This is a genomic window from Phytohabitans houttuyneae, assembly GCF_011764425.1.
GTDB lineage: Bacteria > Actinomycetota > Actinomycetes > Mycobacteriales > Micromonosporaceae > Phytohabitans > Phytohabitans houttuyneae.
Map to the genome: position 1 here is coordinate 2,823,869 of NZ_BLPF01000001.1, position 18,888 is coordinate 2,842,756.

The window sequence follows — 18,888 nt, forward strand, 5'->3', positions numbered from 1 at the left end:
GAATCGGGCGAACGGGGCAGCATGGAGTCATGGTCCTTGACCTTGACCAGCGCACCGTCGGCGAGATCGACCCCGACCTACGGCAGGCGGTCGGCCGGATCGCGCGCGTTCCCAACCTGCTGATCGCCTGCGACTACGACGGCACGATCGCGCCGATCGTCCTCGATCCGTCCAGAGCGGTGCCGCTGCCCGAGTCCGTCGCCGCCATCCGCGCGCTGGCCGCGCTGCCGCAGACCACCGTCGCGGTGATCTCCAGCCGGGCCCTGCGCGACCTCGCCGCCCTCTCCCGCCTGCCCTCCGAGGTGCACCTCGTGGGCAGCCACGGGTCGGAGTTCGACATCGGGTTCGTCGAGCGCCTGGCGCCCGAGCTTGTCGAGGTCCGCACGCGGCTGCAGACCGCGGTCCGCCAGATCGCCCAAAACCAGTCAGGGGTACGGCTGGAGGCGAAACCGGCCAGTGTGGCCGTGCACGTGAGAGCGGCCGAACCAGAGGTGGCCGCCCGGGTCCTCGACGCGCTCCGCGCGGGCCCCGCCACCTGGCCGGAGGTGACCGTCACGGACGGCAAGCAGGTGATGGAGCTCTCCGTACTGCCCACCAACAAGGGCGCGGCCGTCGACCAGCTGCGCACCCAGATGTCGGCGAGTGCCGCGCTGGTGATCGGCGACAGCGTGACGGACGAACGGGCGTTCGAGCGGCTGCACGGGCCCGACGTGGGCGTCAAGATCGGGCCGGGCGAGACCAAGGCGGCGTACCGGGTGGCGGAGCCGATCGAGGCGGCCCGGGTGCTCGGCCTGCTGCTCCAGATCCGCCGCACCTGGCTCTTCGGCGAGCGGGCCGTGCCGATCGAGCGCCACTCGATGCTCGCCAACGGCCGTACCGTCGCCCTGCTCACCCCCGCCGCCAAGCTCACCTGGCTCTGCCATCCGCGAGCCGACTCGGCCGCGCTCTTCGCCGACCTGCTCGGCGGCAACCCGGCCGGGCATTTCAGCGTGTCACCCGACCGGGGCGGCATGCCGCTGGGCCAGCGCTACCGCTCGGGCACGATGACGGTGGAGACGCGCTGGTCCGGGCTCAAAGTCACCGACTGGCTCGCCACACCCAGCGACGGCGGCGACTCGACGCTCGTCCGTGTGCTCGACGGCCACGGGCGGGCCCGGCTCGAGTTCGTGCCCCGGCCGGAGTTCGGGCAGGTCGGGGTGAGGCTGCAGCACCTCGGCGACGGCCTGCTCGTGCTCGGCTCCAACGAGCCCGTCGCGCTCTACTCCCCCGGCATCGAGTGGGAGCTGACCACCGACGGCGGGTACGACACCGCCCGCGCGGTGGTCGACCTGGCCGCGGCGGGCGGGCAGGTGGTCCTGGAGCTGCGGTTCGGCTCGCACAGCCTCGACCACCACGCGGTACCGGTGTCCGACCGCCAGACCACGGCCGAACGCCCCTGGCGGGACTGGGCGGGCAGCCTGCGACTGCCCGGCGTGGCCCGTGACCTGGTCCTGCGGTCCGCGCTCACCCTCCGCGCCATGTGCAACGACGCGACCGGGGGCATCCTCGCCGCGGCGACAACGTCGCTGCCGGAGGAGGTCGGCGGCGTACGCAACTGGGACTACCGCTACTGCTGGCTGCGCGACGCCGCGATGACCGCGCGGGCGCTTGTCGACCTCGGCTCGCTGAGCGAGGCCGAAGGCTTCCTGCGCTGGGTCGACGGCTGCGTGGAGCGCACCGGCGGCCACCCCGAGCGGCTGCACCCGCTCTACACCGTCGAGGGGTACGAGCTGGGCGCCGAGGCGGTCATCGACACGCTGCCCGGCTGGGCCGGCTCCCGCCCGGTGCGCGTCGGCAACCTCGCCAACCACCAGCTGCAGCTCGACGTGTTCGGCCCGGTGGTCGACCTGATCGCGGCGGTGGCCGACTCCCGCGGCTCGGTACGCGAGCAGGAGTGGCGGGTCATCGAGGCGATGGTGCAGGCCGTCGAGCGGCGGTGGCACGAGCCGGACCACGGCCTGTGGGAGGCGCGGCTTCCGCCGAGGCACCACGTGTACTCGAAGGTCATGTGCTGGCTCACAGTGGACCGCGCCCTGCACGTGCTGAGTGCCCACGGCGGAGGCGGCGACCGACCGGAGTGGGTGGAGCTGCGCGAGCGGATCGGCCACAACGTGCTGGAGCACGGCTGGCACGACGGCGCGGGCGCCTACACGGTGGCCTACGGCGACGAGGAGATGGACGCCTCCAGCCTCTGGGTCGGCCTGTCCGGCCTGCTGGCCGACGACGACCCCCGCTTCCTCGCCACTGTGCTCAAGGTCGAGGCGGACCTGCGCAGCGGCCCGGTCGTCTACCGGTACCGCTGGGACGACGGTTTGCCCGGCCGCGAAGGCGGCTTCCACGTGTGCACCGCCTGGCTGATCGAGGCGTACCTGCGCACCGGCCGCCGCAGCGACGCCGAGGAGCTCTTCGCGCAGATGCTGGACACGGCGGGGCCGACCGGCCTGCTGCCCGAGCAGTACGACCCGATCGCCGAGCGCGGCCTGGGCAACCACCCGCAGGCGTACAGCCATCTAGGCCTGATCCGCTGCGCCCTCCTCCTGGACGGCTAGCACGTCGACGACCTCGCCCACGACCACGATCGCGGGCGGGCGGAAGCCGGCCTCGGCGGTCTGCTCGGCGACCTCGGACAGCGCGCTGCGCAGCACCCGCTGGGCGCCCGTGGTGCCCTCCTGCACGACGGCGGCGGGGGTCTGCGGCGCCCGCCCGTGCGCGAGCAGGGTAGCTGTGATCTTGGGAAGGTTTTTCAGGCCCATCAGGATCACCAGCGTGCCCCGCATCCGGGCCAGGGCCGGCCAGTCCACCAGCGACGACGGATCCTCCGGCGCGACGTGCCCGCTCACCACCGTGAACTCGTGCGCCACCCCGCGGTGCGTCACCGGTATCCCGGCCACGGCCGGCGCGGCCACCGAGCTGGTCACGCCCGGTACCACCGTCACCGGCACGCCCGCCTCTGCACAGGCGATCGCCTCCTCGCCGCCGCGGCCGAAGACGTACGGGTCGCCGCCCTTGAGGCGGACCACCACCAGCCCGGCGGCGGCGCGCTCGACGAGGATGCGGTTGATCTCCTCCTGCGCCTTGGCCGGCCCGTACGGGATCTTCGAGGCGTCCACCAGCTCCACCTCGGGCCGCAGCTCGTCCAGCAGCAGCCCGGGCACCAGCCGGTCGGCGACCACGACGTCGGCCTCGGCGAGCATCCGCCGGCCCTTGACCGTGATCAGCTCCGGGTCGCCCGGCCCGGCGCCCACGAGCACCACCCGCCCGCCGCCGAGCACCTCCCGCGCCGGCGCCTCCGAGACCGCCGCCGGCGCCGCGCAACCCGGCAGGGTGCCGTCCAGCAGACCTTCCCGGATCGCGTCGCGGATCACCATGGCGCGGGGCGGGTCGCCGCCGGCCGTGACCGCGACCGTGACCGGGCCGTGCCGCGTGGTCGCGGGCGTCCAGGCGCTGGCCGCGTGCCGGTCGTCGGCGCGTACGCAGAACACCCGCCGCTCCAGCGCCGCCGCGCTCACCGCCGCCGCGGCGGCCGGGTCGTCGACCGCGACCTGCACCAGCCAGGCACCGTCCACATCGGAGGCTTGGAAGCGCCGCTCGCTCCAGTGCACCCGCCCGGCGTCGGCGAGTGCGCGCAGCGCCGGCGTGAGGTACGGGCTGACCACCTCGACGCGGGCGCCGGCGTCGAGCAGCGCCGGCACCCGCCGGGTGGCGACCACGCCGCCGCCGACGACGAGGACGCGGCGGCCCTTGAGCAGCAGGGCGAGTGGGTAAGGACTCGTCACTTCTCGGACACTCCCGCGGAGTCGAACGTCGCCACCTCGTGCAGCACCCGCACCGAGCCCGCCACGATCGGCACCGCGAGCACCGCGCCGGTGCCCTCGCCGAGCCGCAGCCCGAGGTCGATGAGCGGCTCGAGGCCGAGGTGGGCCAGCGCCACGGTCGCGCCCGGCTCGGCCGAGCGGTGGCCCGCGACCATCGCGCCGACCGCGTCCCGGGCCAGGGCCGCCGCGGCGAGCGCGGCCGACACCGCGATCACGCCATCGAGGATCACGGGTACCCGGCGGGAGGCGCCGCCCAGGATGAAGCCGGCGATCGCCGCGTGCTCCAGCCCGCCGACCGCCGCCAGCACGCCGACCGGGTCGGCCGGGTCGGGCGCGTGCGCCTCCAGCGCGGCGCGGACCACCGCCACCTTCCGGGCGTACCGATCGTCGTCGATGCCCGTGCCCCGCCCGGTGACGGCGGCCGCGTCGGCACCGGTGAACGCCGCGATCAGCGCCGCCGCCGGCGTCGTGTTGGCGATGCCCATGTCGCCGGTGACCAGCGCCCGGGCGCCCTCGTCCACCAGCGTGAACGCGACCCGCGCGCCCGCCTCCAGCGCCGCGGAGACCTCGTCGCGGGTGAGCGCCGGCTCCGCGGTCATGTCCCGCGTGCCGGCCCGCACCTTCGCCGCGACGAGGCCCGGCCCTTCACCGAGGTCTTCGAGCACCCCCACGTCCACGACGGTCACCGAGGCGCCGACCTGCCGGGCGAACGCGTTGACCACCGCGCCGCCGGCCAGGAAGTTGGCCACCATCTGGCCGGTGACCTCCTGCGGCCACGGCGTGACGCCCTGGGCGTGGACACCGTGGTCGCCGGCGAAGACGGCCACCGCGGCCGGCTCGGGTATCGGGGGCGGGCACTGGCCGGCCAGCCCGGCCAGGCGGATGGAAAGCTCCTCCAGCGCGCCCAGCGAGCCCGCCGGCTTGGTGAGCCGCGCGTGCAGGGACCGCGCCGCCTCCATCGCCGGCCCGTCGAGCGGGGAGATGCTGTCGATCATCACGCCTCCAGGTTCATTGTCTTGCGCAGGGCCGCGACGAAACCATCGGTGACCGCAGTGTCCCGCACCGCGATCCGCAGCCAGTCGGCGCCCAGCCCGGGAAAAGTGTCGCCGCGCCGCACCGCGTACCCCATCTCGCGGAGGGCCAGCCGCACGCGGCCGCCGTGCGAGGTGCGGATCAGGACGAACGACGACGCCGGCCGCCCCACCACGGCGACGCCGGGGATCGCGCGGAGTTCAGCCACCAGGTGGTCGCGGTCGGCAGCGAGCGCAGCGGCGATCTCCCGCTCGGCCGCCACGGCCGCCGGAGTCGCGCACGCGGCGGCCGCGGCGAGCGCGGGCGTCGAGACGGCCCAGAGCGGCTGCACGGCGGCGAGCCGGGTGAGCAGGTCGGCCGGGCCGAGCAGGTACCCGATCCGCAGCCCCGCCAGCCCCCACGTCTTGGTGAGGCTGCGCACGACCACGAGCCCGGGCAGGTCGCGCCGCGCGGCCAGCGACTGCGCCTCGCCGGTCGTGTCCGCGAACGCCTCGTCCACCACCAGCACCCGACCCGGGCGGGCGAGAGCGGCCACCGCCTTCGCGGGGTGAAGGACGGAGGTCGGGTTCGTGGGATTTCCGACGAAGACGAGGTCGGCGTCGTCCGGCACCAGCGCCGGGTCGAGCGCGAAGCCGGACGCCTCCGGAAGCACCACCCTGGACACCTCGTGGCCGGCGTGCCGCAGCGCCGCCTCCGGCTCGGTGAACTGCGGATGTACCACCACAGCCCGCCGCGCCCCGCGCAGCGCCTGCGCCAGCAGGACGAAGCCTTGCGCCGCGCCGGCGGTGAGCAGCACCTCGGCGGCCGGGCGCGCGTGTCGCGCGGCCACCGCGGCGGTTGCGGGGGCCGGATCCGGGTACGCGGCGAGGTCGGCCAGCGAGGCCGCGATCGGCTCGGCGAGCCACGGCGGCATCGGCGCCCGGCGCACGTTGACCGCGAGATCGACGAGGCCGGACCCGACTTCGGAGTCGCCGTGAAACCCGAGATCCATGCCCTCCAGGATGACCGAGATCAGACAGTGCCAACGCGCGGCATGTTTTGCCTCTTTAGATCATGTCTTGACTGGCTTTGTCCTACCTTTGGGTAGTGATGAAGCGCGTACTCTCCGCAACCAGTCGGATGGCACCCCTCGTCCGCACCGGACTCATCGCAGGGGTGCTGGTAGCCGCCGTCGCCTACCCCATCGCCGCCGCGGGCGGCATCGGGGCGAAGGCGGCCGCCGACTTCGTCGGCGACATGCCGTCCGTGCTGGACGTGACCCCTCCGGCACAGACCACGTACGTGTACGCGGCCGACGGCAAGACGCTGATCACGATGTTCTATGAGGAGCATCGAAAGTACGTGCCGATCAGCCAGATGTCGGTGAACATCCAACGGGCCATCGTGGCCTCCGAGGACTCGCGCTTCTACCAGCACAACGGGGTGGACGCGAAGGGCATCGCCCGCGCGTTCGTCGCCAACCACCAGGGCGGCGAGGTGCAGCAGGGCGCGTCGACGCTCACCATGCAGTACGTGCGCATGGCGCTGCGGGACGGCGCCAAGACGCCGGTCGAGGTGCAGCAGGCCACCGAGCAGACGAGCGCCCGCAAGATCCGCGAGATGCGGCTGGCCGTCGAGCTCGAGAAGCAGATCAGCAAGCAGCAGATCCTGGAGCGGTACCTCAACTCGGCCTACTTCGGCCACCGCGCCTACGGCATCTACGCCGCCGCCGAGGTCTTCTTCTCCAAGCGACCCAAGGACCTGACGCTCGTCGAGGCGGCGACCATCGCCGGTCTGGTCAAGGCGCCCACGGCGTACGACCCGGCGAGCCAGGACAAGCGGGCGGCCACCGAGCGGCGCAACTACGTGATCGACCGGATGGTGGCGCTCAAGTACGCGACGCCGGCCGAGGGCGAGAAGGCCAAGGCCACGCCCATCAAGCTGCGGCTCACCACGCCGGCGAACGACTGCGTCTCGGTCGACGACAAGCACAACGACTGGGGCTTCTTCTGCGACTACTTCAAGACGTGGTGGAACGAGCAGAAGGCGTTCGGCAACAGTGCGCAGGAGCGGGAGGACCGGCTGCGCCGCGGCGGGTACAGGATCGTGACGACGCTCGACCCGAAGATCCAGCGCAGCGCGCAGGCGAACGTGCTGGAGAAGGAGGGCAAGCGCAGCCGCTTCGCGCTCGGCATCGTCGCCATCCAGCCCGGCAGCGGCCAGGTGAAGGCGATGGCGGTCAACCGCACGTACTCGCTCGACCAGAAGGCGAACGGCGCGCACTCCGACCCCGCCAAGTCCGGCAAGATCCCGGGCAACTACCCGAACACGGTGAACCCGCTGCTCGGCGGCGGCGACATGCCCGGCTACCAGGCGGGTTCGACGTTCAAGATGTTCGTCATGCTCGCCGCGCTCGACGCGGGCATGCCGATGAGCACCTCGTTCCACGCCCCGATGCGGTACGTCTCGCAGTACCTGGCCGGCGAGGGCGAGCCGAGCAGCTGCGGCGGCCGGTGGTGCCCCTCGAACGCCTCCGGCGCGATGACCGGCCGCCAGAACATGTGGTCCGGCTTCGGCAAGTCGGTGAACACGTATTTCGTCCAGCTTGAACAGAAGGTCGGCGCCGACAAGGCGGTGCGGATGGCCGAGCGGGTGGGCCTGCGCTGGCGCACGGACATCGACAAGCTGCAGGCCTCACCGAAGAAGGCGCGCGGCTGGGGTGCGTTCACGCTTGGCGTGTCCGACGCGACGCCGCTGGAGATGTCGAACGCGTACGCCACGGTGGCGGCGGACGGCAAGTACTGCGAGCCGCTGCCCGTGCTGTCGATCGCGGCGCCGGACGGCTCGCAGGCCGCGTACAAGGGTGTCGAGGTGGCCAAGCCGCGGTGCATGCAGGCGGTCAGCCCGGCAGCCGCCCGCGCGGCGGCGGATGCGGCCCGCTGCGTGACCGGCTTCGGCGCGGCCCGCGGCTCCTGTGGCGGCTGGTCGACCGCGCCCGGCGTGTACGGCATCGTGGGCCGCCCGGTGGCCGGCAAGACCGGTACGACCGACTCGACCCGCGCGGCCTGGTTCGTCGGCATGACGCCGGACCTGGCGGCGGCCTCGTTCATCGCCGACCCGGACTACCCGTTCAACGCGGTGGGCGACGGCCAGTCGCTCAAGCCGATCAACACGGTCGCCGAGACCCTGCGCGACGGCCTGAAGGGCAAGCCCAAGCGCAACTTCATCCCGCCGCCCGCGTCGATCCTGCGCTAGGTTTCGCCGGTCAGCTCAGGTCGGCCTTGACAAGAGACCAGACCTCGAGGTCGACCCGTCCACTGTGTACATGCCCGGCGTTGCGGAGCAGGCCCTCGTAGGTGAAGCCGGCCTTCTCCGCGACCCGGCGCGACGCGGTGTTGCCCGGCGCCACCCGCAGCTCGATCCGCTGGAAACCGTGCTCCAGCAGCAGCGCTATGGCCAGCGCGTCGACCGACTCGGCGGCCACTCCAAAGCCGCGGGTGTCGGGCGCGATCGCGTACGACACCTCGGTGACCCGGGCGACCCAGTCGGTGCGCTTGGTCCACAGGCAGCCGATGAGGCGGTCGTCCTCGCGGCGCACCACGGCGTAGTGGTCGCCGTTGCCGCTGTCCCGCCGCTCCTGGGCGCTCTCGGTGCACCAGGCGATGCCCTCGATCTGCCCGAACTCGCGCGGGAACGGCAGCCACCGCTGTGTCTGCTTGTCCATGAAGACCTCGGTGACCGGCTTGGCGTCGGCGGCCTGTACCGGGCGCACGAGGACGCGCGGGGTCGACACGGTCAGCGTCGGAAACCGCCGCACCGCCACATGTCCACTCACGTCGTGACCTCACCACTGGGGCTGACGGGCGTTTGGGCATCTTGCGGGCCGGGCTGGGCGGGCAGCTGTGCGGTGTCCGCCGTCGAGGTGATCGCGGGCACCGGCGAGACCGGCGTCGCGGCGTCGGCCGGCGCGGCCGCCGCCACCAGCCGGTGGGCGATCTCCGGTGCGCCCGCCCAGTGGAGCATCAGCTGGGAGGCGTGCACGCGCCGCCACACGAAGCCCTCCGGGGTGCTGCCACCCCAGGTCCAGGCCGGTGTCTGGCCGGCGCGCGGGTTGAGCACGCCGCGGTGCTGCTTGTAGCCGACCATGCGGGCGCCGAGCTGGGCCACCGGTGTGGAGGCCCGGGCGGTCGCCTCGCGGTAGCCGACGACGACCTGGTCGGTGCTCATGCCGGTGGCCTCGACGACCCCGCACATCGGCCGGCCGTCGAACTCGCGGGCCAGCCACAGCGCGCCGGCGCCCTCGGCGATCACCGGGCGGCCGGCCTGGGCGAGCGCGGCGACCTCGGTGCACAGTCGACGGTTGGCGGACAGCTCCTCCGCGTACGACTCCGGCAGGCCACCGCCGATCACCAGCGCGTCGGTGCCTTCCGGGAGGTGCTCGTCGCGCAGCGGGTCGACCGGCACGACGTGGGCGCGGGCGGCGGCGAGGAGCTCGGCCGTCTCCGCGTACGAGTACGAGATCGTGGGACCACCCGCCAGCGCGACCACCGGCCGGCGGCCGACCGCCACGGCGGGGCTCTCCCCGCGCGCCGTCCACGGCTCGACGCCGAGCTGCGGCGCTGAGCGGGCGAGCGCGACAAGCCTGTCGAGGTCCACCGCGCCGGCGATGCCCTCGCCCAGCCGCCGGACGCCGCGGGCCGCCTCGACGCTGCGGTGCACCACCGGCACCACGCCGTCGTGCCGGGACGGCAGCGCGGCGGGCAGGTCGCGGCGGCGCAGCGCGCCGAGCACGGGCACGCCGATGTCGTCGAGCGCCTCGCGCAGAAGCTGCTCGTGGCGGTCGGAGGCGACCCGGTTGAGGATCACGCCGCCGAGCCACAGCACCTCGTCGTACGCCCGGAAGCCGTGCACAAGCGCGGCGACCGACTGGCCCATCGCGCCCACGTCGACGACGAGGATCACCGGGGCGCGCAGGGTGGCGGCGACACCGGCGGTGGAATGCGAGTCGGCACGGCCGGTGAGGCTGTCGAAGAGCCCCATCGTGCCCTCCATCACCGCGATGTCCGCGCCGTTGGCGCCGTGGGCGAAGAGCGGGGCGACCCGCGCCGAGCCGACCAGACGGGGATCGAGGTTGCGGCCGGGCCGGCCGGCGGCGAGGCCGAGGTAGGCGGCGTCGGTGTGGTCGGGTCCGATCTTGAAGCCGGCGGCGCGCATGCCCCGGCCGGCCAGGGCGGCGAGGAGGCCGACGGCCACCGCCGTCTTGCCGTGTCCGGACGATGGCGCGCTCACCACGACGCGCGGTACGGCGGTCATCGACGTCTCCTCCCCACAAACGGCCGGGACCAGCGTAGTGCCTGAGATCACACGAGTAGCCTCGTGCTGTGTACCGGTTCCTCCTGACCCCCGCTGGCTGGGCTTTGCCGCCCTCGTCGGCGTGGCGGCCGTCGTCATGGTGATGCTGGGCAACTGGCAGCTGCACCGGTACCAGGAGCGCAGTGCGACAAACGAACGGATCGACGAGTCGTCACGGGTCGCGCCGGTTCCACTGCCCGAGGAGGTGCCCGCGGCCTGGACCCGGGTGACCGTCACCGGGCAGTACGACGCGACGAACGAGATCCTCGTCCGCGGCCGCACGGTCGACGGGGCGGTCGGGTTCGAGGTGGTCACGCCGCTTGTCCGCACCGACGGGCCGACGGTGCTGGTCGATCGGGGCTGGGTGCCACCGGCGCCCGGCGGTGCCATCGCGATGCCGAAGGTGCCGGCACCGCCCACCGGCGAGGTGACGGTGGTCGGCCGCCTGCACCCCAGCGAGAGCCGGCCCGAGTCGGTGACCCGCCGCGACGGCAAGATCGAGGTGCGGCGGATCGGTGTGGACCGGCTCGCGCAGGAGCTCCCGTATTCCGTCTACGGTGCGTACCTGCTGGCCGAGGAGCCCGCCGAGGGCTTCACCGAGGTCACCATCAAGCACGAAAACTCCTGGCAGAACGCGGGGTACGTGCTGCAGTGGTGGCTCTTCGCCGCGCTGGCCGTGGCCGGCTTCGGTTGGATGGTCTACCGCGAGGCGCATCCGAAGGAGGAGTCAGTGGACCGAGCCGAGCTGGCCGACGCATGACCGAGCCCGTCGTCGCCCTCATCGGCGAGATCGCGGTCACCCCCACCACGGTCCGTACGCCGGCGGGCGAGATCCCGCTGGCCGAGTCGACGTGGCAGGTCTCCGACTTCTGGCAGACCGAGCAGAAGACCCCGACCTGGGCGATCGTGGCCGCGGTGCTGGGCTTCTGCGTGCTGACCGTGTTCAGCCTGCTCTTCCTGCTGGTAAAGCGGACGGTCTACAAAGGCACCGTGCAGGTGACGGTGACAAACGGCCCGCGCCAGTACGTGGCCCGCATCCCGGTGACCACGCAGGAGCAGGTGCAGCAGGTCCACAACCAGGTCAACTACGTCCGGTCGCTGGCCGCTCTCTGACGAGGACGACCTCCTCCGGCGCCACCGCCCGCCCGTAGTGCCAGCCCTGCGCGGTGTCGCACTCCAGCTCGCGGAGGGCCGCGGCTTGCTGAGCCGTCTCCACGCCCTCCGCCGTCACCGTCAGCTTCAGCTTGTGCGCGAGCCGGATCAGTGCGGAGAGGATCTCCTGGTCGGTCTGGTCCGGCCCGCCCGGGGCGCGGAGTCCGGCCATGAAGCGCCCGGCCAGCTTGAGCGCGTGTACCGGCAGGTCGCGCAGGTAGGCCAGGTTGGAGTAGCCCGTCCCGAAGTCGTCGATCGCGATCCGCACGCCGAGCTCTGCGAGCGCGTGCAGGGTACGCAGCGGCTGGCCGGCACTGCCCATGACCGAGCTCTCGGTCACCTCCAGCTGCAACGCCTCCGGCTCCAGGCCGGTCTCGGCGAGCACCTCCTTGACCGCGTCGACGAAGCCGGCGTCACGCACCTGGCGTACCGCGATGTTGACGCTCATCAGCAGCGGTTGGGTGGGGTGCGCGTCCCGCCACGCCCGGCCCTGCCGGCACGCCTCGGTCAGCACCCACCGGCCGAGCGGGCCGATCGCGCCGGTCTCCTCGGCCAGCTCGATGAAGCGGTTTGGGCCGAGCACGCCAAGCTCCGGGTGGCGCCACCGCACCAGGGCCTCGGTGCCGATCACGACGCCGTCGTCGAGGCGCACCAACGGTTGGTACTCCACAACAAACTGGCCCTGGGCCAGTGCCTCGGGCAGCTGGCCGGAGAGCCGGTAGCGGCTCACGTCCGAGGCGTGCCGGTCGGCGTCGAAGATCGCCCACCGGTCCCGCCCGTCTGTCTTGGCCCAGTAGAGGGTGGTGTCCGCCGCCTTCATCAGCTCGGCCGCGTCGGTGCCCTCGACCGCACGGTCGACAACACCCACGCTGGCCGAGACGTTGAGCACGTGCCCGCCCAGGTGCACCGGCGTGCGCACGGCGTCGAGGGCGAGCTCGGCGACCCGTACCACGTCGGCGGTCTCCTTGACCCGCTCGACAAGCACCACGAACTCGTCGCCGCCCATCCGTGCCACAAGGTGTCCGCTCGGCCTGAGTCGGGACGCCAGGCGGCTGGCGATGGTACGGATCAGCTCGTCCCCGGCGTCGTGGCCGAGCGTGTCGTTGATCGCCTTGAAACCGTCGAGGTCCAGGTAGCAGATGCCGACCCGCGCGTCCGGCTCGGTCGTGATCAGGGCACCGGTCAGCCGTTCGAAGAAGAGCGTGCGGTTGGGCAGGTCGGTGAGCGGGTCGTGCAGCGCCTGGTGGCGCAGCTGCTGCTGGAGCGAGCGGCGCTCGGTGACGTCCTCGACCATCGCGACCGCGTACAGCGGGGAGCCGTCGCGCCCCCGGATCAGCGAGACCACCAGGTCGATCCAGATCCGGCCGCCGTCGGCCCGGCGGTACGGGCGCTCGGTGCGGTAGTTGTCCCGGTTGCGCAGGCCGCCCGGCGGGAGGAGCGCGCCGGCCGGCAGGGCGAGAAACTGGTCCCGGCTGTACCCGAACATCGTGCACAGTGCCCTGTTGACCTCCAGGAGCCGCCCGTCCAGCGCGGCGATACCGATACCGATTCCGGCCTCGGCGAAGACGGCCTGGAAGCGCGCCTCGCTCGCGATCCGGGCCTCCTCGGCCTCGACCCGGGCGGCCAGCGCGGCGGCGTAGATGTCCTCCTGCTCGCTGAGCGTCCGCTCGCGCAGCGCCTGCGCGTACCCCGCGGCGAGCGCGCCCTGCAGCAGGCCGAGCCGGGAGCCCTTGCCGATCGACTCCGCGTACTCCCCCAGCTGCTCGTCGAGCACCACGAGCGTGCGGTCGAGCGAGGCGGGCTGGGTGAAGTGGGCGGCGACGAGGCCCGCGCCGACGTCGTGCGCCGGCTGCGGGTCGGACTTTTCCGCGATGAGCGCGTCGAGGAGGCGAGTGGCCGGCCCGGTCAGGTGGACAGCCAGCTCACCACTCGTCATCGACACGAAGCTCGTCCACGCGATAGCGCGGGCCCAGTGCTGGGCGAGCCGCTCGGCGGTCACCATCGCTGTCGCCGCATCCCTACCGTCGGACCATCGCGCCGCGTGACCGCGACCCGGTGATCCCGCCGGGGAAGACCACGGTGCCCCCCACCTTTCGGACAAAGGCCGGCAGATTACCGCCAGCATAGGGGGCAAAGTTGCTCGCGTGGAACTTTCACGTTCCGTTGTGGATCGCCCGCACGGTGTCGATGGTGTCGGCCTCCGCCGCCGGCTTGTCGTCCCTGTACCGCAGGACCCGGGCAAACCGCAAAGCCACGCCACCGGGGTATCGCGGGCTCGCCTGCACCCCGTCGAACGCGATCTCGACGACCTGCTCGGGTCGCACGGTCACGACCCAGTCGCCTTTGTGGACCGCCAACTCCAGGAAGCGTTCAGTCTGCCACCGAAGGAGCTCGTCGGTGAGGCCTTTGAAGGTCTTGCCCAGCATCACGAACCCGCCGGTCTCCGGATCCCGGGCGCCGAGGTGCAAATTGGACAGCCAACCCTTGCGCCGCCCGTGTCCCCACTCGACGGCAAGCACCACGAGGTCGAGCGTGTGTCGCGGCTTGACCTTGACCCAGGCGGCGCCGCGCCTCCCCACGTCGTACGGCGATTCGGGTGACTTCACGACCACGCCCTCCTGCCCCGCGGCAAGCGCCGCGGCGAAGGCGTCCGCCGCCTCGGCCGGTGTGGTCACGGCGGTGCGGCCGACCAGCAGCGGCTCCGGCACGGCCTCGGCGAGCGCGGCCCAGCGGTCGCGGCCGGGCGCGTCGAGCAGGTCTGCGCCGTCGAGGTGCAGCAGATCGAAGAAGTACGGCGTGAGCGCGGTGACCGGCCTGCCCCTGGTCGCGGCCCGGCTGGCCGTCTCCTGAAACGGGCGCGGCCTGCCGGTCTCGTCCAGCGCCATCGCCTCGCCGTCGAGCACGACCTCGCGGGCCGGCAGCGCGCGCACGGCGGCCACCACCTCGGGCAGCCGGGACGTGATGTCGTCGAGGCTGCGGGTGAAGACCGCGACCTCGTCGCCGGAGCGGTGCACCTGGATGCGGATCCCGTCGAGCTTGACGTCGACCACGGCGGGCACGCCGGTGGCGGCCAGCGCGTCGTCGACCGAAGCCGCGCTCTGCGCCAGCATCGGGGCCAGCGGCCGCCCCACCCGGAGCGTGAACTCCGCGAGTGCCGCCGCGCCACCGGTGAGCGCCGCGGTCGACACCTCCTTGAGGTCGCCGGCCAGCAGCAGCGCCCGCCGCACCAGCGTCACCGGCACCTCGCCGGCGCGGGCGATCGCGTCCACCAGGAGTCCGGCCTGCGCGCCCTGCCGCAGCTCGCCGCCGAAGAGCCCGATGAGGTGGCGCTGCTCGTCCGCGGTGGCGGCGCTGAACAGCGCGCCCACGAGCTCGCGGCGTCGGGCCTGCGAGCCGGCGCCGCCGACCTTGGAGATCTCCTCGATCGCCCGGTCGACGGCGCCAACGGTCAGGGTGGGCTCGCCCGCTGGTGGTGGCGCGTCCCGGAGGGTGGCCCAGCCGACGCCGGTCTGGCGCTGGCGCAGCTCACCGGCGAGGTACGCCGAGCCGGCCACGACCTCCTCCGGCCCCAGCCGGCGCAGGGCGTCGGCGAGCAGCTCGACCTTGGCCTTCCGGCTGGACGTCGCGGAGACCGCCGCCGAGGTGGCCACGAGATCAACAAAGCGCACGCCTTCACGGTAGTGGCCCGACCGACAATTCCGCGGCCACCGGCTGCGCCTCGCGCTGCTCGGCCCGCTGCAGCAGCAGGACGAGGAAAGCGCCCGCCACGGTCACCACGGCGGCCACCCAGCCGGCGGTCCGCAGCCCGGCCACCAGGTCCGCGGCCGGCGCCGCGCCCGCCTCCACGTCCAGTCCGGCATTGGCGACCGCGACGAGCGCGGCCAGCCCCACCGCGCCGCCGATCTGCTGCGACGTGGAGATCAGGGCCGACGCGACGCCCTGCTCACCGGCGGAGACGTCCGCGCCGCCGGCGAGGAAGACCATCGGGTACACCATGCCGGCGAACAGCCCGAGGAACACGATGCCGGGCAGCAGGCGCCAGTACGACCCGCCCGCCGACATGCCCGCCGCGACGGCCGCCATCGAGAGGCCGGCGCCGAGGACGCCGGTGAAGAGCGCGCCGCGCATGCCCAGGCGGCTGAGCAGCACCGGGAGCAGCTTGGCCGCGCCGACGATCGACATGAGGCTCATCGGCAGGAACGCGAGGCCGGCGCCGAGCGCGGTGTACCCGAGGACCTCCTGCACGTCCATGTAGAACAGGTAGTGCAGCGTGTTGATCGTGCCCATCAGCACGAAGATCAACGCCATCACCGTGACCAGGCTGCGCACGCCGAACAGGCGGGGCGGGGCCAGGGGGTCACGCGAGCGCCGCTCGATCAGCACGAACGCGGCGAGCAGCACGCCGCCGAGCGCCAGCGCACCCGCCCCGCGGGCCGAGCCCCAGCCCGCCTCCGGCCCACTGGCCAGCCCGAACACCACGAGCGTCGAGCCGGCCGTGGCGACCAGCGCGCCCGGCAGGTCGAAGCCGCCCCACGCGTAGCCGCCGGGGTCGGGGGCGAGTACCCGGAACGCGGCCACCACGGCGGCGAGCGTGAGCGGGGCGTTGACGAAGAAGACCCACTCCCAGCCGAGGTAGTTGGTGATCACACCGCCGGCCATCGGGCCAGCGACCGCGCCGAGGCTGCCGGCGACACCCCACAGGCTCAGCGCTCGGTTGCGGGCCGGCCCCGCGGCGAACGTGTTGTTGATCAGGGCGAGCGTGGCCGGGAAGAGCAGCGCCCCGCCCGCGCCCTGGACCACGCGGGCTCCGACCAGCACTCCCGGCGTGCTCGCCAGGCCGCCGGCGAAGGAGGCGAGCCCGAAGACCGCGAAGCCGAACACGAACATCCTCCGCGCGCCGAGCCGGTCCACCGCCCGCCCACCGAGCAGCAGGATCCCGCCAAGGCCGACCGCGTACGCGCTGACCACCCACTGCAGCGACTGCGCGGTGAAGCCAAGCTCGTGCCCGATGTCGGGGAGCGCCACGTACACGATGTTGAAGTCGATCGAAATGATGAAGGCCGCGAAGGTCAACAACGCCAGCCTGAGCCTGTTCATGGGTGACCACCCGTTCTCTTGGTGCACGACTTGTAACAGCACCCATGATGTGTGACCATGAACCCTGGCGTAAGGAGGCACTTTTATGTCCCAGGGAAACATCGGTGTGTCCGAGCAGGTCATCGACCCGACCGAGGATCAGGCCTGCACCGTGCGCCAGGTCCTCGACCGGGTCGGCGGCAAGTGGAGCATCGGCATCCTGGTGGCCGCCTCGAAGGGCCCGGTCCGCTTCACGGAGCTTGAGCGCTCGGTCGAGGGGATCAGCCGCCGCATGCTCACGCTCACGCTGCGCCAGCTGGAGCGCGACGGGCTGCTGGTGCGCACGGTCTACCCGACCGTCCCGCCCAAGGTGGAGTACCGGGCGACCGAGATCGCGCTGGAGCTCTACGACTCGCTCGTCACGCTGACGACGTGGGCCGAGCGGCACCGCGCCACGATCGCCGCCGCCCGCGAGGCGTACGACCGGGAGCACACGCTCACGCCAGTGAGTTGATGTCCTTCGGATCGAGGATCCGCTTCGGCGCGCCGTGGCGGGCGGCGTTGAGCATCGCGAGCCCGATCAGCTCGGTCGTGGTGACCTGGTTGGGAAACAGCCGCCGGATCAGTGGCGCGACCGGCCCGATCACGCGGTAGAGGATCCGGTAGAGCCGGGTCCTGGACGTCGCGCCGTACTTCGCCTGGATGAAGCCGGGGCGAAACATGACCGCCTTGGGAAACAGGTCCAGCAGCGCGGCTTCCGTCTCCCCCTTGACCTGCGCCCACATCGCCCGCCCGCCGGTGCCGGCGCCGGAGACGTACACGAACGTGAGGTCGGGGTTGTCGGCCGCCAGCACGCGGGCCGCGGCCATCGTCACGTCGTACGTGATCCGGCGGTAGTCGGCCTCGCTCATGCCCGTCGACGAGACGCCGAGGCAGAAGAAGCAGGCGTCCTGCCCGGCCAGGTCGCCCGCGATCGGCGACAGGTCGAGCAGGTCCTTGTGCACGATGTCGCGCAGCTTTTCGTGGCTGACCCCGGTCGGCGTGCGACCGACCGCGAGCACGCTCTCCACGTCGGGCGCGAGCAGGCACTCCCGCAGCACGCCCTGGCCGACCATCCCGGTGGCGCCGAAGACCACGACTCTCACGTGGCCGAACCTACCGCCACATCGGACGGCGCGGCGCCCGGCGCGACGAACGCCAGCAGCCACGCACCCTCGGCCGCCACCGCGGCCCGGTCCCGCTTGGTGAGCCGCCCGAACGGCTCGACCGCCAGCCGCCGCTTCGTGATCGTCCAGGTGCCGGCCACCACCCCGTCCACGAGGAACGCCCGCACGAGGCGGTGCCGCGACATGTACGCGCGGTGGGCGTCGGAGATCACCCGTGTGCGGTCGGCGTGCGACACGAGCAGGTTGTCGAAGTCGGCGAGGAAGCGCACCGGTGCCGGCGTGTCCGGGTCAGGGCGCGGCGCGTCCGGCAGGTCGAAGAGCTCCCGTCCCGCCTCGTCCCGGAAGCGGGCCAGCGGCAGCGCGTGCACCACGTCGCGCAGGCCGGTGAGGCCGGACCACACCTGCACGTCCTGGACGGTGGCCGGGCCGAACGCGGCCAGGTAACGGCGCACCATCTCTTCCGGCGCCATCGGCGACAGCGGGGCGCCGGTCCAGGACTCGAGAGTGGTGAGCACCGGCTGGCCGCTGCGCCCCCACAGGCCGCGTGGCGGCACCTGGACGAGCGGGAGCAGCCCGCGCACCCCGTGAGCGAGCGAGGCCGCCTCCCGGTCGGGCCACCGTTCGTGCAGTAGCGCCCCGAGATCGGTACCAGATATGGGTTGTGGCTCGGTGAGCTCGCGCCCGGCGGCGGCCAGGGCCGCGTGGTCGAGGCCGGCCAACGGCGCGGCGTGGATGGTGTTGGTCCGCAGGTCGCGGTCGTAGAGCGGCTGGACGAGCGGGCGGAGGCCGGCCGCGTCGCGGGCGGTGACCAGGTGGACCGTGCCGCGCATGAGCGCGATCCGCACCACCTGCCGGTCGCGCAGCAGCCCGCTCAACTCCTCGGGGTCGAACCCGGACAGCCGGCTCCACAGGCCGAGGTACGGCGCGTGCGGCGCCTGCCCCTGCAGGCCCACCAGGTGCTCGACCGCCTCCGCCGCGCCCAGCGGCACGCGCTCCAGCAGATGCTGGCGGGCGAGCGTGGCGCGCCCGAGGGCGCGCCACGTCAACACTTTCGTCACCGCAGGCCGTCGAAGAACTCGCGCACGTCGCCGACAAGCGTCTCGGTCGCCACGTGGGCCGCGTAGTGGCCGCCGGGCTCCTCGTACCGGTGCCAGGACACGATGTTGTGGTGGTCGCGCTCGGCGAACGTGCGCATCGACACGAAGTCACCCTCGAACATCGCCACCCCAGCGGAACGGTCGTCGGCTCGGCCGGCGCCTTGGCCTGCTCGGCGTGCG

At 73.0% G+C, this 18,888-nt stretch carries 15 protein-coding genes and 1 pseudogene; 5 read left to right on the forward strand and 11 right to left on the reverse strand.

Features of this window, described 5'->3' with window-relative positions; translation table 11 throughout:
• The first annotated feature begins 29 nt into the window (after nt 1–29).
• Nucleotides 30–2,588, forward strand: coding sequence for a trehalose-phosphatase (gene otsB, locus Phou_RS12390; RefSeq protein WP_173056195.1), 2,559 nt, complete (start codon nt 30–32; stop codon nt 2,586–2,588).
• Here otsB and cobA read toward each other — a convergent pair.
• From cobA to cobC, 3 genes are read right to left on the reverse strand one after another with little or no spacing between them, the layout of a single operon-like run.
• On the reverse strand, nt 2,550–3,815 hold the full coding sequence (cobA, locus tag Phou_RS12395) for a uroporphyrinogen-III C-methyltransferase (protein ID WP_173056196.1): 1,266 nt from the start codon (nt 3,813–3,815) through the stop codon (nt 2,550–2,552). The two genes, otsB and cobA, sit on opposite strands and share 39 nt — an antisense overlap.
• Nucleotides 3,812–4,849: a nicotinate-nucleotide--dimethylbenzimidazole phosphoribosyltransferase gene (gene cobT, locus Phou_RS12400; protein WP_173056197.1), complete on the reverse strand. Its 1,038-nt coding sequence runs from the start codon at nt 4,847–4,849 to the stop codon at nt 3,812–3,814. Before cobT ends, cobA begins: the two co-directional genes overlap by 4 nt.
• Nucleotides 4,849–5,877, reverse strand: coding sequence for an Rv2231c family histidinol phosphate aminotransferase CobC (gene cobC, locus Phou_RS12405; protein ID WP_173056198.1), 1,029 nt, complete (start codon nt 5,875–5,877; stop codon nt 4,849–4,851). Before cobC ends, cobT begins: the two co-directional genes overlap by 1 nt.
• A gap of 95 nt (nt 5,878–5,972) precedes the next feature.
• Here cobC and Phou_RS12410 point away from each other — a divergent pair, with 95 nt between their 5' ends.
• Complete coding sequence (locus Phou_RS12410; RefSeq protein WP_173056199.1) at nt 5,973–8,120, forward strand: transglycosylase domain-containing protein; 2,148 nt, start codon at nt 5,973–5,975, stop codon at nt 8,118–8,120.
• Between the two features lie 10 nt (nt 8,121–8,130).
• On the opposite strand, the gene Phou_RS12415 is transcribed toward Phou_RS12410, so the two are convergent.
• On the reverse strand, nt 8,131–8,700 hold the full coding sequence (locus tag Phou_RS12415) for a GNAT family N-acetyltransferase (RefSeq protein ID WP_173056200.1): 570 nt from the start codon (nt 8,698–8,700) through the stop codon (nt 8,131–8,133).
• Entirely contained in the window at nt 8,697–10,178 is a 1,482-nt protein-coding gene (locus Phou_RS12420; protein WP_173056201.1) for a cobyrinic acid a,c-diamide synthase CobB, read from the reverse strand. The genes Phou_RS12415 and Phou_RS12420 overlap by 4 nt, the downstream gene beginning before the upstream one ends.
• Nucleotides 10,179–10,246: 68 nt before the next feature.
• Here Phou_RS12420 and Phou_RS12425 point away from each other — a divergent pair.
• Together Phou_RS12425 and Phou_RS12430 are read left to right on the forward strand one after the other, a co-directional pair.
• Nucleotides 10,247–10,977, forward strand: a pseudogene (locus tag Phou_RS12425) (SURF1 family cytochrome oxidase biogenesis protein).
• Nucleotides 10,974–11,330: a hypothetical protein gene (locus tag Phou_RS12430; RefSeq protein ID WP_173056202.1), complete on the forward strand. Its 357-nt coding sequence runs from the start codon at nt 10,974–10,976 to the stop codon at nt 11,328–11,330. The pseudogene Phou_RS12425 and the gene Phou_RS12430 overlap by 4 nt, the downstream one beginning before the upstream one ends.
• On the opposite strand, the gene Phou_RS12435 is transcribed toward Phou_RS12430, so the two are convergent.
• The 3 genes from Phou_RS12435 to Phou_RS12445 form a co-directional block, all read right to left on the reverse strand.
• The gene (locus Phou_RS12435) at nt 11,299–13,371 is read right to left on the reverse strand and encodes a putative bifunctional diguanylate cyclase/phosphodiesterase (protein ID WP_173056203.1); all 2,073 of its coding nucleotides are present in this window, start codon (nt 13,369–13,371) and stop codon (nt 11,299–11,301) included. The two genes, Phou_RS12430 and Phou_RS12435, sit on opposite strands and share 32 nt — an antisense overlap.
• Before the next feature lie 151 nt (nt 13,372–13,522).
• Nucleotides 13,523–15,037: an ATP-dependent DNA ligase gene (locus Phou_RS12440; RefSeq protein ID WP_173056204.1), complete on the reverse strand. Its 1,515-nt coding sequence runs from the start codon at nt 15,035–15,037 to the stop codon at nt 13,523–13,525.
• A gap of 4 nt (nt 15,038–15,041) precedes the next feature.
• On the reverse strand, nt 15,042–16,466 hold the full coding sequence (locus Phou_RS12445; RefSeq protein WP_173056205.1) for an MFS transporter: 1,425 nt from the start codon (nt 16,464–16,466) through the stop codon (nt 15,042–15,044).
• Between the two features lie 85 nt (nt 16,467–16,551).
• Here Phou_RS12445 and Phou_RS12450 point away from each other — a divergent pair, with 85 nt between their 5' ends.
• Nucleotides 16,552–16,959 (forward strand): winged helix-turn-helix transcriptional regulator, encoded by a 408-nt coding sequence (locus Phou_RS12450; RefSeq protein ID WP_173056206.1) that lies wholly within the window; start codon nt 16,552–16,554, stop codon nt 16,957–16,959.
• On the opposite strand, the gene Phou_RS12455 is transcribed toward Phou_RS12450, so the two are convergent.
• From Phou_RS12455 to Phou_RS54955, 3 genes are read right to left on the reverse strand one after another with little or no spacing between them, the layout of a single operon-like run.
• Nucleotides 16,943–17,590, reverse strand: a complete 648-nt coding sequence (locus Phou_RS12455) for an NAD(P)H-binding protein (RefSeq protein ID WP_173056207.1) — start codon at nt 17,588–17,590, stop codon at nt 16,943–16,945. The genes Phou_RS12450 and Phou_RS12455 overlap by 17 nt on opposite strands.
• Nucleotides 17,587–18,660 (reverse strand): winged helix DNA-binding domain-containing protein, encoded by a 1,074-nt coding sequence (locus Phou_RS12460; protein WP_246273513.1) that lies wholly within the window; start codon nt 18,658–18,660, stop codon nt 17,587–17,589. Before Phou_RS12460 ends, Phou_RS12455 begins: the two co-directional genes overlap by 4 nt.
• Nucleotides 18,661–18,665: 5 nt before the next feature.
• Complete coding sequence (locus Phou_RS54955) at nt 18,666–18,836, reverse strand: hypothetical protein (protein WP_308784446.1); 171 nt, start codon at nt 18,834–18,836, stop codon at nt 18,666–18,668.
• Nucleotides 18,837–18,888: the final 52 nt, after the last annotated feature.